The sequence below is a fragment of the Prevotella marseillensis genome (assembly GCF_900625065.1).
Taxonomy (GTDB): domain Bacteria; phylum Bacteroidota; class Bacteroidia; order Bacteroidales; family Bacteroidaceae; genus Prevotella; species Prevotella rara.
Window position 1 is genome coordinate 2,014,886 of the sequence record NZ_UYXY01000001.1, and the last position, 21,837, is coordinate 2,036,722.

10 protein-coding genes are annotated in these 21,837 nt (G+C 47.1%); 7 read left to right on the top strand and 3 right to left on the bottom strand.

The window, feature by feature from the left end; all coding sequences use genetic code 11:
• Window positions 1-42: 42 nt before the first annotated feature.
• The 3 genes from EJL04_RS08320 to EJL04_RS08330 are packed head-to-tail and all read right to left on the bottom strand — an operon-like array spanning window position 43 to window position 3,823.
• Window positions 43-1,164 carry an endo-1,4-beta-xylanase gene (locus tag EJL04_RS08320; RefSeq protein ID WP_125104632.1) on the bottom strand — a complete coding sequence of 374 codons (1,122 nt, stop codon included), beginning with the start codon at window positions 1,162-1,164 and terminating at the stop codon, window positions 43-45.
• A 9-nt stretch (window positions 1,165-1,173) separates the two neighbouring features.
• Window positions 1,174-2,595 carry an MFS transporter gene (locus EJL04_RS08325; RefSeq protein WP_021853755.1) on the bottom strand — a complete coding sequence of 474 codons (1,422 nt, stop codon included), beginning with the start codon at window positions 2,593-2,595 and terminating at the stop codon, window positions 1,174-1,176.
• Between the two features lie 46 nt (window positions 2,596-2,641).
• A complete protein-coding gene (locus EJL04_RS08330) occupies window positions 2,642-3,823 on the bottom strand; it encodes an SGNH/GDSL hydrolase family protein (protein ID WP_125104633.1) in 1,182 nt (393 codons plus the stop codon).
• A 241-nt stretch (window positions 3,824-4,064) separates the two neighbouring features.
• Here EJL04_RS08330 and EJL04_RS08335 point away from each other — a divergent pair, with 241 nt between their 5' ends.
• From EJL04_RS08335 to EJL04_RS08365, 7 genes are all read left to right on the top strand, one after another.
• The gene (locus EJL04_RS08335; RefSeq protein WP_125104634.1) at window positions 4,065-6,578 is read left to right on the top strand and encodes a glycosyl hydrolase 115 family protein; all 2,514 of its coding nucleotides are present in this window, start codon (window positions 4,065-4,067) and stop codon (window positions 6,576-6,578) included.
• Between the two features lie 82 nt (window positions 6,579-6,660).
• Entirely contained in the window at window positions 6,661-10,572 is a 3,912-nt protein-coding gene (locus EJL04_RS08340) for a hybrid sensor histidine kinase/response regulator transcription factor (RefSeq protein WP_125104635.1), read from the top strand.
• Entirely contained in the window at window positions 10,569-12,500 is a 1,932-nt protein-coding gene (locus tag EJL04_RS08345) for an alpha-glucuronidase (RefSeq protein WP_125104636.1), read from the top strand. Before EJL04_RS08340 ends, EJL04_RS08345 begins: the two co-directional genes overlap by 4 nt.
• Before the next feature lie 57 nt (window positions 12,501-12,557).
• Window positions 12,558-14,282, top strand: a complete 1,725-nt coding sequence (locus tag EJL04_RS08350; protein ID WP_125105325.1) for a GH35 family beta-galactosidase — start codon at window positions 12,558-12,560, stop codon at window positions 14,280-14,282.
• A gap of 1,038 nt (window positions 14,283-15,320) precedes the next feature.
• Window positions 15,321-18,485: a SusC/RagA family TonB-linked outer membrane protein gene (locus EJL04_RS08355; protein ID WP_125104637.1), complete on the top strand. Its 3,165-nt coding sequence runs from the start codon at window positions 15,321-15,323 to the stop codon at window positions 18,483-18,485.
• Window positions 18,486-18,536: 51 nt separating this feature from the next.
• Window positions 18,537-20,249, top strand: a complete 1,713-nt coding sequence (locus EJL04_RS08360; RefSeq protein WP_053397927.1) for a RagB/SusD family nutrient uptake outer membrane protein — start codon at window positions 18,537-18,539, stop codon at window positions 20,247-20,249.
• Window positions 20,250-20,286: 37 nt separating this feature from the next.
• On the top strand, window positions 20,287-21,681 hold the full coding sequence (locus tag EJL04_RS08365) for a glycan-binding surface protein (RefSeq protein ID WP_021854991.1): 1,395 nt from the start codon (window positions 20,287-20,289) through the stop codon (window positions 21,679-21,681).
• The last annotated feature ends 156 nt before the right edge of the window (window positions 21,682-21,837 follow it).

Sequence of the window (21,837 nt, forward strand, 5' to 3'; positions counted from 1 at the left end):
GATTATTAATTTTAAAAGTTGTTTCTATTTAATTCATTGAACTTATTTCTCAAAGATCTTTATAATCTTGTCGACCACCGGCTTAGGCTTATTGCTGCGGTCGAAGAGCAGCGGATAGTTTACACGTCCGGGAACGGGGAAATCGTTAAGCCATGAACGTGTGTCTGTAACACCCCACAGAGTGACGCGCGAAATCTGTCCGCGATGGCGATAGTAAATATTGAAAATGTCGAGATAACGCTTTTCAAACTCTTTTTCAACTTCCTCGGGAAGTCCGTTCTTATACGGATTCAGTGCATCAGCATACTTGAAGTTCTGGCTTATCTCTGCTCCGCCAAACTTTTCAGGATTTGGCAGGACATTTACATCAAGCTCAGTAATCATCACCTTAACGCCACAGGCAGCAAAGGCATCTATCGACTTCTCGTATTCATCAAGGTCGGGATATTCGAGTCCGTTGTGCGACTGCATTCCGATACCGTCAACGCGGTAGCCTTTCGATTTCAGCTCTCTGACAATACGGCAAACTGCGTCGCGCTTTGCTGGTTTTGCCAACGAATAGTCGTTGATATAGAGTTCCGCATTAGGATCTGCCTCATGGGCAAACTTAAATGCAAGTTCAACAAATTCAGGACCTATTATGCGATAATATGGAGAATTACGGAAGGTGCCGTCATCGTTAAAAATCTCGTTTACGACATCCCATCCCAAGATACGTCCCTTGTAACGGCCTACAACTGCTGAAATATGACGGTGCATACGGTCGATGAGTACATCGCGTGAAACCGTGTCGCCACGCTCGTCGGTAAACATCCATACAGGAGGCTGAGAATGCCATACAAGGCAATGGCCGATAATGGCGAGACCATTGTCCTGACCAAACTTTACAAAACGGTCGGCATCGTCCCAGAAGAAACGGTTTTCTTCAGGATGAATCTCCTCCCCTTTCATACAGTTTTCTGCCACAATAGAGTTAAAGTTATTCTTAACGACGTTTGTTTCATCCGGCGTCCTGTTCCATATCTGGTCAACATTCATGGCCGCTCCGACCAGGAAGTAACGTCCCAACACATCTTTAAGAGTCTTGGTGTTTCCGGCAGAAACGGGCAATGCACTTGCCATAGCGAACATACATGCCAGCAAAAATACTACATTTCGTTTCATTTTTTTATATTAAGCTTTTTCAGTTGAACGTTTTTCTATTTCCATGTTTATCTTGTCAATAACCTCGTCTGTAAGCTCATATTTTGAAATTATGAACATTGAAAGACCTAACAGCAAGGCCGGAATGACAGCTACAAGCCAAAGAATACCCTGCTCTGCAAAAGCAGTCTGCGAAACAGAATTGTTCTTGTCGAAACCGACAAAAGCCAGAATAAGGCCGGGAACAACGCCTCCGAGAGCCATACCGGCTTTATAGAATATACCGGTAAGGGCGTTTACGATGCCTGAAATACGCTTGCCATGAGTGTATTCGCCATAAGAAATAACCTCAGGAACGAGCGCCCACATATATCCCGTGGCAACGATAACTCCGGTAGACTTGATAAACTGTGCAAGATATACCAGCCATATCTGTGAACGGAGCGACGGCACCATTGAGATAATATAAATAAGTATCATACCGAGAATGGCAACAGACAAGAAGATGTTGAACATGCCACGCTTGCCAACCTTGCGCTTGATGGCCGGAACCATAGGCATGAAAATAAATGCCGGAACTGAACCAAGAGCCATGAAGTAAGCCAGCTGGTCGGCTGAAGAGTGTATGTTGTAAATCATGTAATAAGAACCGGCAGAGTTGCCTATTGCCATCATGGCGAAAGCCGTTACAAAGAAGAAGGCAAGAATGCGCAACGGACGGTTGCGGCGGAACTCAACCCAAAGGTCGCTCACCTTAACATCGTCGGTCTCACTCTTATCCATAACCACACGTTCCTTTGTCTGAGTGAAGCAGAACAGCAGCAACACAAGACCGGCCACTGCATAGATGGCCATTGTTACGAACCAGGCATTGGCTGATTCAACGGTATTTATCTTGCCGTCGGGCGATAATGTTGCCACAATCATAGGTATGCCATATGCAACGGCAAGTCCTCCGACGTTGGCAAGGAACATTCTTACAGACGTAAGCACGGTTATCTCTTCCGTATCGCGGGTCAGCGACGCATTAAGCGCGCCATAAGGCACATTTATCAGAGTGTAGAGCATAGACATGCCCACATAAGTGATGTATGCATAAAGCAAAGACCCGGAGAAACCATCCCAGAAACATAATATGGCGAAGCCCGTAAGCGGCACGCCGGCCAGCAAAAGGTAAGATCTGTACTTGCCAAACCTTGGATTATGCTTATCGACATAGGTTCCAACAACAGGGTCCCAGATAACATCCACCACCCTGACAATCAGGAACATAAATGCAGCAGCAGAAGGGTCGAGGCCATATACGTTTGTATAAAACATAAGCAGATACATCGATATGGTCTGATAAATAAGGTTTTGGGCCAAATCACCTGATCCGAAACCTATTCGCTGAAGCCACGACAGCTTGTAAAAGCCTCTCGAGGCTGCGTTTTCCATCGTGTTTGAACTCATCTTTTTTAATTTAAATTTGTTTTGTAACTAAGGTAAACCAATTATGCTATTTTATTATTTTTGCGGCATACTCACCCATAACCTTATATCCTGCGGCATTAGGATGCAGCCAGTCGTCCTGCAAATCAGCCTTGAGCTTTGAAGGCTCTGAAGGATCGCGCATAAGCTCGTCAAAGTCTATCACGTCATCAAACGTTCCGCTCGTTCTTATCAACTCGTTCACTGCCTGTCGTGCAGCCTCACGGAAGAATGTAAAATAAGAATGTCCGGCAAAAGGAGTTATCGTTGCTCCATATACCTTATATCCACGTTCGCGTGCCTTCTTGGCAAGCTGCTGATAAGCCTCAATAAGCTTGGCTGCCATAGCCTCACTGTTGCCGTTGATAGAACCCAAGTCGTTGACACCCTCAAAAATCACCACAGCCGAAACACCTCTCTGTGCCAGGATATCCCTGTCATAGCGCTGCATGGCAGGCGTACCGAGTCCGCCGTTCAACACGCAGTTGCCGCCAATTCCGAGGTTAAGCACAGCCAGGTTCTTTCCGCCGGCCTGCAGGTTTGTAGCCAGGATGTCTGTCCAACGGTTCTGCATATTTGTAGTACTTCCTCTACCGTCTGTTATCGAGTTACCCAACACGGCCACTGCACTATTTTCATTTCCGCAAATATCTATTGCTGAAATATTGTACCAGTGGTCTATCTTTATTCCTTTTGAGAAATCGCTGCCGGGCTTTGACACACCTTTAATAATATATGACGTTGTACGCGAACCGAGATGTGATGTGGCTTCTGAAGGCGTGCTGCCATAATTTATTGTTATGGCGAGGCGCTGCAGCGGTTTAAGGTCAAACTTAACGGCATCAGACATTACAGCCTTGCCGGCTTCAATGGTAACATTGCGTTTCTTGCCAAAAGTAAGATACTTTGCCGAACTCTTGTCGATAACACACGAATCTTCTGCATCTGCGATGTAAACCGACTTGATTTCAACAGGCGTCTTGCTGTATTCGTTTGAAAGTTGAAGCCTCAAGACATCTCCACCAACCGAAACACGCACAATCTGACGCAACGACATGCCCGACAAGTCGGTCTCGGCAGGCATATCCTTTCCGGCAGCAAGCTGAGGTGCCGCTGCCCATGTGCCGGTCCACCGGTTATCCTTAACATCATTACCGGCATTGGCACTCATTGCAATGCTCAACAGAGCAACAATAAAAAACTTTTTCATGTTATTAAATATTAAAGAAACAAGCCGTCGGTGTCACAGCCTTGATGAAAAAGCAGACATCAGTCAGGCTTATACAAAATCAAAATTATTTATCAATTGCAAAAATACTCCATTGTTTTCTAAATGGGGATTATTTTCGTTACCATTGCGTTTCAATTCGTATCATCGGCAACTATTTACAACAAATAAATTAGGTTTTTTATATTTACGTAAGTATTTTTGCATAAAAAACCTTAGTAATATGAAAAATAAAGTAGTTACAGCATTTGTATTCTTTATCTTTTTTGCATCATTAAAAGCTTTTAGTGCAAATAGCTTTATCAGTTTTTCGGCAGGCGACATGCTGCTGAACCAGAACAATGAAGTGACTATATTTGTTGACCAAAACGACTGTAAGGGTGTGATGACGGCTGTACGCAACATGTCAACTGACATCAACAAAGTTTGTGGAGCAGACGTAAAGATCAGCACAAACAGCAACAACGCAAAAATTATTGTAGGCACAATAGGCCACTCTGCTGCCATAGACAAAATAATGAAACAGCGCAAGAACGACATGAAGCAGCTGAAGGGAAAGAGAGAGATGTATGTCATCACCATCGACAACGGCCAGCTGGTGATTGCCGGCAGCGACAGAAGAGGTACGATATACGGAATTTATGAACTGTCAAAACAGATTGGCGTCTCGCCATGGTACTATTGGGCAGACACTCCTATCGAACAGCACAAACATATATATATAAAAAAAGGTGTCTATACGGACGGTGAACCGGCCGTAAGATACCGTGGAATTTTTCTCAACGATGAAGCTCCATGCCTCACAACATGGGTGAAGAACACCTTTGGCACAGAATACGGCAACCACGAGTTTTATGCAAAAGTGTTCGAACTTATACTCCGTCTGAAAGGTAACCTGCTATGGCCGGCCATGTGGGGATGGGCCTTCTACGCTGACGATGAGCTTAACAGCAAGACTGCAGACGAGATGGGAGTGATTGTAGGCACATCGCACCATGAGCCCATGGCACGCAACCATCAGGAATGGGCACGTAACCGTGACAAATACGGAAAGTGGAACTATAACACAAATCAGGAAGTACTTGACAAATTCTTTAAGGAAGGAATTGAAAGACGACAGGGTACAGAAGACATTGTAACCATCGGCATGAGAGGCGACGGTGACGAGGCAATGAGCGAGGAGTCTGACGTAGCACTGCTCGAAAAGATAATACGCAATCAAAGACAGATAATCAGTGACGTTACGAAGCAGCGGGCAGACAAGACCCCACAGATGTGGGCATTGTATAAAGAGGTTATGGACTATTACGACAAAGGCATGAAGGTGCCGGACGACGTTACCATACTGCTGTGTGACGACAACTGGGGCAACGTAAGACGCGTGCCAAACGCAAAAGAAGCAAAACGTGCCGGAGGCTGGGGTCTGTATTACCACGTTGATTACGTTGGCGCACCGAGAAATTCAAAATGGATAAACGTAACACCCACACAGAATATGTGGGAACAGCTCTCGCTGGCTTCTGAATACGGCATAGACCGCATCTGGATATTAAACGTTGGCGACTTAAAACCGATGGAATATCCTATCAGCCTGTTCCTCGACATGGCATGGAATCCAAAGAGATATAACGAAACCAACATAACCGACCACACCCTCGACTTCTGTAAACAGCAGTTTGGCGACGAACAGGCAGAAGAAGCCGCACGCCTGCTTAACCTCTGCTGCAAGTACAACGGAAGAATCACGGCAGAAATGCTTGACCGCAACACATATAACCTTGAAACCGGCGAATGGGAAAAGGTTGTCAACGACTATATGAAACTGGAAGCAGAAGCACTGCGACAATTTATCACGCTGAAAGATGAATATAAGGACACATACCGCGAGATAATCCTGTTCCCCATACAGGCTATGGGCAACCTTTACCAGATGTATTACGCACAGGCCATGAACCACAAGCTATACAAGAACAACGACCCTGATGCAAATATATGGGCCGACAAAGTGGAAGAAGCCTTCAGACGCGACTCTGTATTGTGCGCGCAATATAATCATGAGATTGCCGGCGGAAAATGGAACGGCATGATGATCCAGAAGCACATTGGATACACCAGCTGGAACGACGATTTTGAGAAAGACATGTTGCCCGAAGTGTTCAGAATAGCAGAAAACAACGCCGAAGGCGGCTTCATACACAAGGCAAGCAACGGCTATGCAGCCATAGAGGCAGAACATTTTTACAGCAAGGCTGATGCCAAAGATGCCAAGTGGACTGTAATCCCATTTATGGGCAGGACTCTGAGCGGAATATCATTAAGACCATACAACAAGGAGGTTGAAGGCGCCGGACTGACATACAAATTCGTTACAGACGGTAAATACACTGGCGATGTTAAGGTATATGTCGTAGTGAAGTCAACTCTCGACTTCCTCAATAAAGGCGGACTGACCTATAACATTAGTATTGACGGCAGCGAAGCCAAAACAATAAACTTCAACAAGGATCTGAACGAAAGTCCGGAGAACATCTATACGGTCTACTACCCCACTGTTGCCCGCAGAGTTGTTGAGAGCGTAATAACACTGCCGCTCGGAAAAACAAGCGACAACATGCATGAAATAAAGATAACGCCCAACGATCCGGGCATCGTGTTTGAAAAAATCGTTATAGACATGGGCGGATACAAAAATTCATATCTGCACATGAAAGAATCTGAGAAGTTCAGGACGATGTAATCATAATAAAGGCAAATAAAACATAAAACAATTTGGCGGTTAAGATTTTTTCGTTATTTTTGTAGTTATACAACAAACGGATATGAAAAACTTTAAACTTGCTATTTACTTTATTATATATTTGTGTGTATCGTTGTTGGCAATAGCCGACAGCGGTTCACACCTTTATACGTCTGAACGCCTAGCCAGTAACAAGACAACATGTATAATTCAGGATAAATATGGATTTATATGGATAGGAACAGAATATGGGCTTAACAAATTCGACGGTTACAGATTTACACATTACCTCACAGACATCAACGACAGTACGTCTATAATCAGCAATGACATAACATCTTTCTTAGTTGATAAAAAAGGGCAATTTTGGATTGGAAGCGAGAAAGGCTTGATGAAATACAACTACAAGACCAACGATTTTAAAAGATATCATTGTCCAGACGGCAACACACCAAGAATAGAAACAATTCTCGAAATGAGCAATGGCGACATTTTCATTGCCACTGCCGGATACGGATTATATAAAATATCCAAAGGCACAGATAAAATCATTAAGGATAATTCTTTTTGGAAAAGTCATAATGACGACTATAAAAGCAGAATATTCGAAGATGACATGGGTAACATATGGCAAAACAGTCATCTGCCAATAATAACAAGAATTATTCTGAACAAAGAAAAAGTTCCTGTACAATTCAAAGATTTTAAACTTAGCCATGGTCCTGCTATTAGCTTTATAAAGAATGGCGCTAAAAGTTTTTATATCGTATGCATGTATGGCATACTTGAATATCGATATAAAGACGGAACCATACATGATGCCGGTTTCGATATGAGTGAACTTAACAGGACTGTCTCTATCCGAAAAGCAATATTAGACAGCAATGGAAATATCCTGATCGGTACATCAGGCAAAGGTATGATGATAATACCCCGAAACAGCCGTAAACTTATTTCGTATAAAGATAAAAATTCGACATTTGACTTGTCTACAGCAAATGTAAACAACATGTATGAAGACAAAGACAAAAACATATGGATAAGCTGCTATAAGAAAGGTATTTACATGATTTCACAAAAGAAAGATGCCTTTAACAGCTGGACTTTCTCACAACACAACTACTTGTTAGGAAGCAGCGTATCGTCCATCGCCCCCGGACACAATGGCGACATCTTTGTAACAATACAGAAAACCGGTGTTTATAAATTTGATAAAAATGGCAACATAACATCTCATCCAACATCGCCGGCAGGAGCAAACACCATATACAAGGACAAGCAAGGAAACTATTGGCTATGCAGCGAAACCACACTTTACTCATATAACCCTTATACCGGAGAATATCATCAGAAAGCAAAATACGACGGATGGGGACTAAACTATATCACAGACGACGGAAAAGGCACCCTCTATATATGCAACTACAGTAAAGGTCTCTGTGTCTATAACACTCAAAACTGTTCGACAATACAATTCAGCATGAGAGATAAAGACAAGGGTAAAGGTGTGCTGTGCAACGACTGGATAAAAACGCTGTATATTGACAGAGATGGACTTCTATGGATTGGAACGACAAATGGAATATCCGTAATGGATACTAAATCGTTTAACTTTAATGTTATAAAAGACAAACGTTTCAAGAATATACAATGCCTGTCTGTCAACGAAACGGCAGACGGTAAAATTTTACTTGGCACAAATACTGGATTATATGTTTACAACAAGAAGAAACATACACTTTACACATTTCCAAACTCGCCAAAGCAGCTCCAGAACAATTTTATATACAGCATAGTGTTCGACCATAACAATGACATATGGATGAGCACCGCCATGGGCATTTGGCAGTATAACCATAAACAAAAGACATTTATCAGCCATATACGCGGAAACGGACTTGCCACGAAGGAATACATCGCTGGAGCCGCAGCCCATTTTGACGACGACAGAATTGTATTCGGCATCGACGACGGCATAACCGTATTTTACCCGAAAGACATCAAGAACACAAAGATGGAGCTTGGGCAGATTTATCTGACAAACTTTATTCTCGACGACAAGGAGATGAGCTGTTTTTCTGATAAATTTGTTGTGCCGTATGATGAAAATACATTTTCTTTAGAGTTCTCATTGCTCAATTTCAAATATACTGATGAAATTACATTCCAATATAAGATTAACGACAATGAGAACTGGATTTCCATACCGGAAGGCACAAACGCAATATCATTCAACAAACTAAAACCAGGCAAATACGAGATTGAGGTAAGGGCTACAGCCAACGGTGCTGTATCTAAGAGCATCAAGAAAGTAACCATAAAAGTGCTGTCGCCCTGGTATGCGTCAACGCTGGCATGGATTATATACATAATGGTAATAGCCACAGGCATCTACCTATACGCAAGAAACTACAAGCGCCGCAAGAACGAAGAATTAGAGGAGACCAAGATGCAGTTCCTCATCAATGCGACCCACGACATCAGGTCGCCGCTGACACTTATCCTCGGCCCTCTCAACAAGCTGAAGTCGAGACTGACCGATGCCGAAAGCCAGAACGACATAAAGACCATCGACCGCAACGCACAGCGGCTTCTGCTGCTTGTCAACCAGATTCTTGACATCAGAAAGATTGACAAGAAACAGATGCACCTGCACTGCGAAAAGACGGAAATGGCAACATATATAAATGATGTTTGCGCAAGGTTCAGATATAATGCCGACCAGCACAACATCATATTCAACTTCGAACATGAGGCAGGCTCATGCTATGCGTGGATAGACAAGATAAACTTCGACAAGATTATATCTAACCTGTTGTCGAACGCTTTCAAGTTCACGCCCGACGGCGGAAGCATAACCATACGTCTGAAAGAAGACGAACAGCATGTAACAATAGACGTGCTCGACACAGGCACGGGTTTCAAGAACAAGAACACCGACAAGCTGTTTGAGCGTTTCTATCAGGAACCAAACAGCCGCGGCATCAGCCTTGAAGGCACCGGCATAGGACTCAACCTGAGCCGCACGCTAACCGAAATGCACGGAGGCACGATTAAGGCAGCCAACCGAACAGACAACGTGCAGGGCGCACAGATAACGATAAGCATACCCAAAGGCAACAGCCATCTGAAACCCGAAGAGATAATTTCGCCTGAAGACGACAACTCAAACAGCATGCTGTCTAAAAAGCCCACATACACCAACTGCAGGATGATGGTGGTGGACGACGATGCGGAAATGAGGCAGTACATAAAGAATGAGATGAGCGAATGGTACAAGGTAGACACGTTCCCCAACGGCGTGGAAGCCCTTGACGCCCTGCTGAAAGAACATTACGACATCGTTGTCTCAGACATCATGATGCCGGAGATGGACGGAGTAACGCTGCTGAAGAAGATAAAGACCAACAGCCGCATAAACGACATCCCCGTGATATTGCTAACTTCAAAATCTGACGTTGCCGACAGGCTCGAAAGCTTCAAGAAAGGCGCAGACGCCTTTCTGGCAAAGCCGTTCAACATGTCTGAGCTGCACATACTTACAGACAATCTTATCAGCAACGTAAGAAGACTGCGCGGAAAATATTCGGGCGCACAGGAACAGAAGGACAAGATTGAACAGATAGAGGTGAAGGGCAACAACGACCAGCTGATGAACCGCATCATGAAGTCGATAAACGAGCATATATCCGACCCCGACTTCAACGTTGAGAGTCTTGCTGAAGACGTTGGCATAAGCCGCGCACAGCTGCACCGCAAGATGAAGGAAATAACCGGAATATCAACCGGCGAGTTTATCCGTAATCTGAGACTGGAACAGGCTGCACGACTGCTAAGAGAGCAGAAGATAAACGTCACGCAGGTGGCCTATGCCGTAGGCTTCAACAACCAGACCCACTTCTCTACCGTGTTCAGGAAACGCTACGGCATGTCGCCTACTGAATACGCTAAAAAAGAGCATAACGAAAATACAGAGCAAAAACAGGAATCATGAAAAAGACATTTTTAACCGCCCTGCTAATGGCGGCAATCACATGCGTTGCATATGCAGAAGACGGCTCACGCCTTTGGCTGAGAAGCCAGCGCAACAGCGACCTGTGTGAAATCACGACTAAAGACAGGTCGAACACGGCTAAAATAGCCACAAGAGAACTTGCCACATACTGGCACGGAAAACCGGTAAGCCTGATAAAGGACAAGACGGCAACCGGCGAAGAAGGCTTCGAGATAACAACCGACAAGAGCAACGGCCACATAACAATAAAGGCGAAAAACAGCTGCGGACTGCTCTACGGAGCCTACGAACTGCTGCGCCTGCAGGACAGCGGTATGCCTGTTGACAACATCAACATAAAGGAAAATCCTGCCGTAAAATACCGCATACTCAACCATTGGGACAATCTTGACAGGTCTGTAGAGCGAGGATATGCGGGCCTGAGTATATGGAAGTGGGACGAAATCAACGGCGACAAAGGCACGATGAGCCTTGCCCTGAAAGAACGCCTCACAACTTATTGCCGCGCAAACGCGTCGATAGGCATCAACGGCTCGGTGATAAACAACGTGAACGCTTCGCCCAAGATGCTCAACACCTTATATATAAAAAAGGTAAAGGTGCTGGCAGATATGTTCCGCGACTACGGAATAAAGGTTTATCTCTCGGTGAACTTTGCGTCGCCAATGGCTGAGGGCGGACTGAAGACAGCCGACCCGCTCAACGAAGGCGTGCGCACATGGTGGAGAAACAAGGTAAACGAAATATATAAGGAGATACCCGACTTCGGCGGTTTCCTCGTAAAGGCAAACTCAGAAGGACAGCCCGGCCCCGGCGATTATCACCGCACACATGCCGAGGGAGCCAACATGCTTGCAGAAGCTCTTGCCCCGCACGGCGGACTGGTCATATGGCGCAGCTTCGTTTACGGCAATCATGAGGGCGAAGACCGCGTGATGCAGGCCGTTACAGAGTTTAAAGACCTCGACGGAAAGTTCATCAGCAACGTTATTCTGCAAACAAAGAACGGTCCGCTCGACTTCCAGCCGCGCGAGCCTTATGCTCCTCTGTTCGACCAGATTAAGCATACACCGATGATGGCAGAGCTGCAGATTACGCAGGAATATCTCGGACAGAGCCGCCACCTTGTGTACCTGGCACCGATGTGGAAAGAGTTTTTCAGCTTTGTAAGCCCCAAACAGCTTATCGGCATTGCAGGAGTGGCCAACACGGGCGATGACGCCAACTGGTGCGGCCACCATTTCTCACAGGCCAACTGGTATGCCTTTGGCCGACTGGCATGGGACCCTACCCTGTCGTCAGAACAGATTGCAGACGAATGGCTCAAACAGACTTTCACACACGACACAGCTTTCATCAACCCGATGAAGGAAGTTATGATGAGCAGCCGCGAAGCCTGTGTAGACTATATGATGCCGCTCGGACTGCACCACATATTCAAGGCCGACCACCACTATGGTCCTGAGCCACAGGGCTTCTATCCAAAATATCCGATAGAATGGTGCCCCGTATACTATCATAAGGCCGACAGCACCGGCATCGGCTTCGACCGCACAATGAACGGCACAAAGGCCGTAAGCCAGTATCGCCATCCGTTCGACAGCATATACAACGACATCAACACCTGTCCCGAGGAATATCTGCTGTGGTTCCACCACGTAAGCTGGAATCACAAGATGAAAGACGGCACGACGCTATGGCAGAGCCTCTGCGCCCACTACAACCGCGGCGTGGCAGAGGCAAAGAGATTTGCCGAGACTTGGAGCAAGATGGAGCCGTATGTAGACAGACAGCGCTTTATGGAAGTAAGCCAAAGAATGACCGAACAGGTAGAGAACGCCGAAGAATGGCGCGACACGTGCCTTAAATATTTTCAGACATTCTCAAGACAGGAAATAACAAAATAGCAAGCACATACGATGAACAAAATAACTTATCTGGCAGGCACCGCAGCCCTGTCGGCCATGATGGTCATGCTCTGCGGCAGCGAAGCCCATGCACAGGCAAAGCTGCAGAAACAGGGCACTGCCACACAAATAACAGTAGGCGGAAAGCCCATGCTCCTGCTGTGCGGAGAGCTGAGCAACTCGGCCGCTACGTGCGAGGCAGACATAATAAGCGTGATGCGCACATGCAAGGAACGCGGACTCAACACGGTGCTTGTGCCGGCACAATGGGACCTCATCGAACCGGAGGAAGGCAAGTTTGACTTCTCGCTGCCGAAGACAGTCATAGAACAGGCACGCAAAAACGACCTGAAAGTAATATTCCTTTGGTTTGGAGCATGGAAAAACTCCATGAGCTGCTATGCACCGCTATGGTTCAAGGAAAACACCAGGAAATATCCGCGTGCAATGACACGCCGCGGAAAGCCTCTTGAAATTGCCAGCGCATTCTCAGACAACATACTGCAAGCAGACAAAAACGCCTTCAGCAAATTGATGAAATTCATATCTGAGGCCGACAGCAGCCGAAACACGGTGATAATGATGCAGATTGAAAACGAAATCGGCATGCTCGAGGACGCACGCGACTACTCGGACAAGGCTCAAAAGGCTTTCAGCTCTGCTGTGCCCGAAGACCTTATAAAATATATAAGGAGCAACGGGAAAAAGCTGCATCCTCACCTGCTGAAAATGCTCACAGGCTCAGAGAAATGGACAAAAGACAGCCACAGCGCTATAAACAACAGGCTGAAGAAAGGCGCCACATGGGCACAGGTGTTTGGCACGGACATATATGCCGACGAAGTGTTCATGGCCTACTATCATGCAAAATATGTTGAACAGCTGGCTCTCGAGGCCCGCCGCATCTGCGACATGCCCCTCTATGTAAACGCCGCGCTCAACAGCCGCGGACGCAAGCCGGGCGAATATCCGTCGGCAGGGCCGCTTGCACACCTTGTAGACCTGTGGCACTGCGCCGCACCCAGCATAGACATCCTTGCTCCTGACATCTACGACACAGGCTTCAAGAGCTGGGCCGACCAGTACAAGCAGCCCGAAAATCCGCTGTTCATACCCGAGTCGCGCTTCTGCCGCAACAGTGGTGTGCGTGCGCTGTACGCCTTTGGCGAGCACGACGCCATAGGTTTCTCACCGTTCGACATAGACCACGGCTCTGCCGACGACCACAAGAGCATAAAGGAGAGCTACGCCATGCTGGAAGAGCTGTCGCCGCTGCTGCTGAAATATCAGGGCAAGGGCCTGACACACGGACTGCTCTTTGACGGCAACGACCGCGAACGCGTCATCGTAGACGGCGACATCACGCTGACATGCCGCCACAACTTCACACTGCCATGGGACCCTCGCGCCACCGACGGCTCTGAATGGCCCGAAGGCGGAGGTATTATAATAAAGCTGGCAGACATGGACTACATCATAGCCGGCAACGGCATCGTTGTAGAATTTGCGACCAACAGCGAGAAGGAACAAGAAGAAAAAAAGATACTTGGCGAAGACGGATTTGCCCAGAAGGGCCAAAACACGGGCACGCAGAACGGAGCGCAGCCTAAATTTAAAGGAATGCGTGCAGGCATAGGCTACGTGGATGAGGTGGCAATAAACAAAGACAGAACGCTGAAATATCTGAGAAGAGAAAACGGAGACCAAAGCCATCAGGGACGCCACGCCCGCATATCTGTAGGCGAATATAAGATTCTGCACGTCAAGCTGTATAAGTATTGACAAGGGGAACAGCCAAGCAAATTTAAAAAAGGCTGCAGAGTCTGCCGTCAGACAAAGATGGTTAAGGCTTCACAATAAAAATAAGGCCTGCAAGCGGCCGACAGAAAAATACTCTATATACGCCATAAGGACATCCTGAAGGGCGAATATAGAGTATTTTTTATGCCCTATCGGTCATGCCCCGTCAGACGATTGCCCCGTACACCTTATTATATTATACCCCTTACTTTCAACTCTAACCTGACTGATGCAGCAATTCAATGCTGTTGCGTAATCACTGCACAGGCGGATAAAAGGCGTTTTCGGGCGGCATCTAAAAACAGGCGTAAAAATTATAACCATTTACACCTGTTTCTGTTACATTTTAAATATCAAACGTCATTCTGCAAGAAAATTATTAACCAAACAGCAGTTGTTATGTTTCGAACCGTTAGTGGCCGGTTTACGTGTCGTAAACGGGCCATTTTTGATGCAAAAGTGACCGCTTTTTTATGCAAAAACCATAGAGTTTTGTCATTCGAAATAAAGAGTGGTCATTATTGCATGCAGGAACAAGCATGAACAAAACGTAAAAATACAACCACGCAGGCACGGACATGAGCCTGACAACGGCAGCCATAAAAGCATAAGAGGCATACGGTTTTACTCAAAAAAGGCAACAGAAAAACGTGCATCCCGACATATTTCATGTTGCAAAGCACAACATAGACAGAACACACAATAACCGGAAAACGGAAAAAAGCATGGCTGCCGCAAAAAATATTTTAACATATAGAAACAATCAGCATGCGTAAACAACGGTCAAAATCACATAACTATAAAATATGACCAGCCTACATGAAAAATAGATAAAAAATCATATTATTAACAAGAAAACACAAAAAAGAGAGTAAAAAGCCACTAAAACGACACAAATCAGCACGTCTGCAACATTAAGAAACGTTGCTGAAACATTAATTAATACACTTTTAAACATAAATTCATACTTTTGTGGCGTTGAAAACTTTACCAAATTCAAACAATTTTAAACAATTAATCATGAAACGCGCAAAAGAAGCATGTAAGACTCTGGGCTTACTGATTCTGATGAGCATTTTCCCTATTTGGGCATTTGCACAGAACACAGTAACCATCACGGGTCTTGTTACCGATGACGACGGCCCTATCATCGGAGCAACAGTAAAGGTTAAGGGGTCGACCACAGGTGCAATAACTGACCTTGACGGAAAATACACATTAAAGGTAAGTCCCGGATCAGTCGTAACGTTCACCTACCTCGGATATGCCGACAAGGAAGTAAAGGTTACAAATCAGAAAGAAGTAAACGTAAAGCTCGAACCAGACTCAAAGATGCTTGACGAGGTTGTGGCCATCGGTTACGGAACGATGAAGAGATCAGACGTAACAGGTTCTATGGTGTCAATCAACGACAAGGCCATAGAGCAGACCGTGTCTACAAGTATCGACCAGGTGCTGCAGGGACGTGCTGCAGGTGTGCAGATTCAGGCAAACTCAGGTACTCCTGGTGCCAACACAAGTATCCGCATACGTGGTGTCAACTCTCTTAATGCAACCAACCAGCCTATATTCGTCATCGACGGTGTTGTGGTTGACGCACAGGGAGCAGACAGCAACGACCCCTTGTCAAGTAACAACCCGCTTGCCAGCATCAACCCGAGCGACATCGTGTCAATGGACGTGCTCAAGGATGCCTCTGCAACAGCCATCTATGGTGCAAGAGCGTCTAACGGTGTCATAATGATTACCACAAAGAGAGGTAAGTCTGGCGAAGCCACTATAACCTACGACGGATACATCGGCTGGCAGGAAATGGCAAAGAAGCTCGACATGATGAACCTGCGTGAGTATGCCATACACCACAACGCACGCGCCGAAGAGGGCATCGTTGAATATAACGACGCATTCGTAAATCCCGACGCTCTTGGCGAAGGAACCGACTGGCAGGACGCCCTGTTCCGCAACGCTCTGATGACAAGCCACAACATATCTGTTACGGGCGGAACACAGAATGCGACATACGCAATAAGCGGAGGATACATGAACCAGGACGGTATAGCCATAGGTTCAGGCTTCAAGCGTCTTACTCTGCGCGGCAACACTGACGCACAGGTGAAGAAATGGCTCAAAGCCAGCCTGAGCTTCTCACTGACAGACTCAAAGCAGGAAGTAGGTGCCGACAACAACGTCATCATGAACGCCCTGCTCCAGCAGCCTTCAGTAGCAGTTACCAGCCCTGACGGAAGCTTCGACGGTCCGGACGACGTTTACATGCCTGTAAATGCCGTGGCCATAGCATCTATCAGAGAGAACTACAACAAGAAGATGAATTTCCGTATAAACGGAAGCCTCGAGGCAACCCTGATGAAGGGCCTCACCTTCAAGACAGAGCTTTCAACAGACTATAACCTCAACAAGTTCTATTATTATGAGCCCGACTATGAGTTCGGTGCCCTGACAAACTCTACACGTACCGGTAAATGGACAAAGACAGACACCAAATACTGGTCATGGAGAAACATCCTTACTTATCAGAACACCTTCAACAAGGTTCACAGCATCAACGTTATGCTCGGTCAGGAAATGAGCAACTCTCACTGGGAGACACAGGTGAGCACGGCTACAGGCTTCCTGACAAACAGCGCCCACGACCCGTCGGCAGGTGACATAACAGCCTCAACAGGTACAGGTACACAGAACGACAACTCTCTGTTCTCTTACTTCGGACGTGCATTCTATTCATACGACGACCGCTACCTAATCACAGCGACACTGCGTCGCGACGGTAGTTCTCACTTCGCTAAGAACAACCGCTGGGGATGGTTCCCTTCAGCAGCACTTGCATGGCGAGTTTCTAACGAGAAGTTCATGGCCGGCACAAGCGACGTTATCAACAACCTCAAACTCCGCCTCGGATGGGGTTCTACAGGTAACCAGAACGTATCAGACTGGGCTTACATGGCTCTGCTGTCTTCAAAGACCACGCCATGGGGAACTGGTGTGCTTACAGCCAACACAGCTAACCCAGACCTGAAATGGGAGACTACAACATCATACAACGTAGGACTCGACCTCAACCTCTTTGACAACCGCATCGAGTTTATCTTCGACTGGTACTACAAGAAGACTAAAGACCTGCTGCTGCAGATTCCTCTGCCTGAGTACCTCGGATCATACGGACAGGGCGCAGCTTCTAACCCATGGAAGAACGTAGGTTCTCTGCGCAACACCGGTATCGAAATGACATTGAACACTGTAAACATTGACAAAGGCGGATTCCAGTGGCGCAGCAACTTCGTGTTCTCACTCAACCGCAACAAGGTGCTCAAGCTCGACACAGAAAGTGCAACCATCGACAAGACATTCATGACAGGAAGCGAGAACAACACTGTTACAAGAACTGTTGAAGGCAAGCCTGTAGGACAGTTCTGGGGCTACAAGGTTATCGGACGCTTCGAGAAGGCAGAAGACTTCTACTACAAAGACAAGGACGGCAACGTCAAGCCGGTGGCACTGCCCGAAGGAAGCTCTATCGGAGAAGACAAGACATGGATTGGCGACTATATATTTGAAGACATCAACGGCGACGGCGTGATAAACAACAGCGACTGTACGTTCATCGGCGACCCGCAGCCTGACTTCACTTACGGTATCGGCAACACATTCTCTTACAAAGGCTTCGACCTCACCATATTCTTTAGCGGCAGCTACGGCAACGACATTCTGAACTATACACGCCGCAACATCGAGGACGTAAGAGTAAACAGCAACCTGCTGAAGAGCGCAGCCGACTACGCACAGATTGGCGTCATCGACCCCAACCTGCCCGACGACGACTTCCGCAACCTCTACGTAACCAACCCGAGCTCACGCCTGCCGCGTCTGAGCGCATCTACAACAAATGCCAACAACCGTGTAAGCGACCTCTATGTTGAGGACGGCTCTTACATTCGTCTGCAGAACATTTCGCTGGGCTACACGCTTCCGAAGTCATTCGTAAGAAAGCTCAAGCTCGAAAATGTCAAGGTATACATGAACCTGCAGAATGTTTACACATGGACCAACTACAGCGGCTACGACCCTGAAGTAGGATCAATGTACGGCGATGCACTTCTGACCGGCCTCGACTACGGCCGCTATCCTTCACCGCGCATCTACACCTTCGGTCTGAACATCTCATTCTGATAATCACAAATGTATTTGCGAAAGAAAGTAACAATTTTAACAAGAAAGAAAATGAAAACAAAAATATTCTTAGTAGGCTCGCTCCTGACAGCCGGAATAGCACTGACATCATGCAGCGACGACTTCCTTGACCAGAAAAATACGACGAGCCCTAACCAGGAAACATTCTTCGACAGCGACGAAGCTATCGACAAGGCCATGTATCCGCTTTACAACTATGTATGGCAGAGCTTCAACGACAAGGCCTACTACGGCATGGGCGACGGACGTGCCAACAACCTTACGGCTCAGTATTCAGACTATATCTACCCGTACACCAACTTCAACGAGACATCGTTAAGCCCGGGATTGTCTGACGCATGGGGCTCTCTTTACTCTGTAGTTGCACAGTCAAACAACACAATAAACAACATCCTCACCTACTCTACCTCTGCTGTAAGCGAGGAAGCCAAGACAAGAGGCGTGGCTGAGGCAAGATTCATGAGAGGCGTGGCCTACTGGTATATCGCATCTCTTTGGGGAAATGCCATAATATACACCAGGACAAGCGACCTCGTAAACAACTATGTTGTACCGGCAAACCCGAGAGCTGACGTTATGGAGTTTGCAATACGCGACCTCGAATATGCTGCTGCCTACCTGCCCGCAACATCTCCTGAGAGCGGACGTATCAACAAATACAGCGCATACGGCATGCTGTCAAGAGTATATCTGTCAATGGCCGGTCTGACAACCGAAGGACAGTATGACGGCAACAACGTGGCTACCGACTTCAACCGCGGAACCCGCAACACCTATTATCTTGAACTTGCGCGCAAAGCCGCAATGAAGGTTATCAACGAGTCTGACTTCAAGCTGATGACAAACTACGGCGACTTGTTCAAGATTGAGAACAACAACTGCCAGGAAGATATGTTCCAGCTGCAGTGGAACCAAGGCTCAACCGACGCTATCGGATGGGGATGCAACCAGACAATCACCGCTTACTTCGGATGGTCAACAATGGTTACAGACGGAACCAACTGGGGAGGTGCCACATACGCTTCTTACGACCTCTTCACCGAATATGAGAACAACGACCTGCGCAAGCATGAGAGCGTTGCATGGTACGGCGAATATTATCCCGACATGTACACAAAGGGCGGCGGCTACACCTACGGAGTAACCGAGAATGCAGGTTCTCAGGGTGCAAACATCAAGAAGTATGTTGTAGGCACACACGACGACAACGGCGTAAGCTACAAGCAGAGCTCAGGCATCAACACCCACATGCTGCGCCTGGCTGAGGTATACCTCAACCTTGCCGAAGCTATTCTGGGCAACAACGCATCTACAACAGACGCAACAGCGCTCTATTACTTCAACGAAGTGCGCAAGCGTGCCGGACTCAACGCCAAGACTTCGCTCACATATGAAGACCTGCGCCACGAGCGCCGCATGGAGCTGGCCTTTGAAGGACAGTACTGGTACGACCTCGTAAGACGTGCATACTACAAGCAGCAGGAGGTTGTAAACTACGTGAACAACCAGAACCGCAACGCATCTTATTACGACAGTTCTACTCATGAATACAAGCTCAGCGAAGACTATGTAGCTCCGGGCAAGGGTGTTGCAACAGCAACAGAGAAGAACCTGCTGCTGCCCTACTCTGACACCGACCAGAACCGCAACCCGTATCTCAAGAGCGACGCCAACGGCAACATACAGACCGTTCCTTATGAGTTCGGAGAGCGTGAGGTTTCAGAAGAAAGCCTGTTCAACTAAAATTATCAGCAAAACAAAATAAAAACGGAATTTCATTATGAAAATGTTTAAAAATATATGGCTTTTATGCCTCGCATTCGTTACAGCCGGACTGGTATCATGCAACGATGACGACGATGCGATAGACAGCGCACCTATAAGCGTGCTGCAAGTATATCTTGAAGATGCCGAAGCCACGGTAAAAGACCGCCCCGTAGAATTTGCCCGCCTTGGCCAGACCATACGCATATCAGGTTCTGGATTCAGAGGCATGCAGAAGGTATACATCAACGGCTTTGACACTTACTTCAACAATGCCTACGTTACAGACAACAACCTGATACTGAGCATCGACACAGACACTCCCGTATCAGACGCTCCAGACAGCGTGCGCAACACGATACGTTTCGTGAAGAGAGGCACTGAATATGTCTACACCTTCACAATACGCGCCGCATCTCCCTCGATAACCAGCATCGACAACACGCTGCCTATGCCGGGCGAGACGGTTACAGTGTACGGAGCCAACCTTCAGGAGACTTCAAAGGTTACACTGCCCGACGGAACAGAGATAACAGGAAACGCAATAACCAATGCTCCTGAAGATGAAGACGGCGAATGGTTCTCGTTCGTAATGCCTCACAGCATTCAGGGATACGGCGCCATAACAATAGAGTGTGCCAACGGAACAGCCAAGTCGGCAGAATACTTCAACAACGACAAGTGTATGGTGCTCAACTTCGACGGCGAAGGCAGCCAGGGCTTCTGGAGCTGGAGCGAGACAGGCAGCATGCTCGGAAGCGAAGACGTGGTTGACGACCCGCTCAACAGCGGCCGCGGCAAGGTGATCGACTTTGTGCCCTCACGTCTGCTGAGCAACGGCATCGCAGCCGGCAAGAGCCGCGCAACAGAATGCTGGACAGCCGGCAACGACGACCCGATGGACGACTGGAGCCGCATGTACTCTGTAATACCCGACACAACACTGCTCACCGACGTAGCCTTCCAGTTTGACATCTACGTTCCTGAAGCATGGGTAGGCACAGGCCACATACAGCTCTGCCTCATGAACAACTTCAACTTCGGCGGTATAGGTTCTGACGATGATGCTGACGGCAAGCAGACAGCTTTCTACTGCCCTTGGATACAGGACGGCAAGGCCATTCCGTTCAAGACAGCCGGATGGCAGACTGTTACAATACCGTTCAGCGAGTTCAAGAAATATGCAAGCGAGATTGAAGAAGGCAAGTCGCCCACATTCAGAGAAGTTGTTGAAGACCGCAACGCAGCCACATACCGCAACTTCGGAATGGGCTTTGTCAACACCGACTTCGTGTTCGACGGTCTTAGCGTAACAGCCACAATCTTCAAGCAGCACATCTACATCGACAACTGGCGTGTAGTGCCCTGCAAGAGCGAAGTAATATCAGACTTCCCCGACGAAGAAGAATAAACAATACACCGCCTGCTCCGGTGCGAACAAAAACACCGGAGCAGAATAAAAAAAAACAAGAGCGAAGTAATATCAGACTTCCCCGACGAAGAAGAATAAACAATACACCGCCTGCTCCGGTGCGAACAAAAACACCGGAGCAGAATAAAAAAAAAC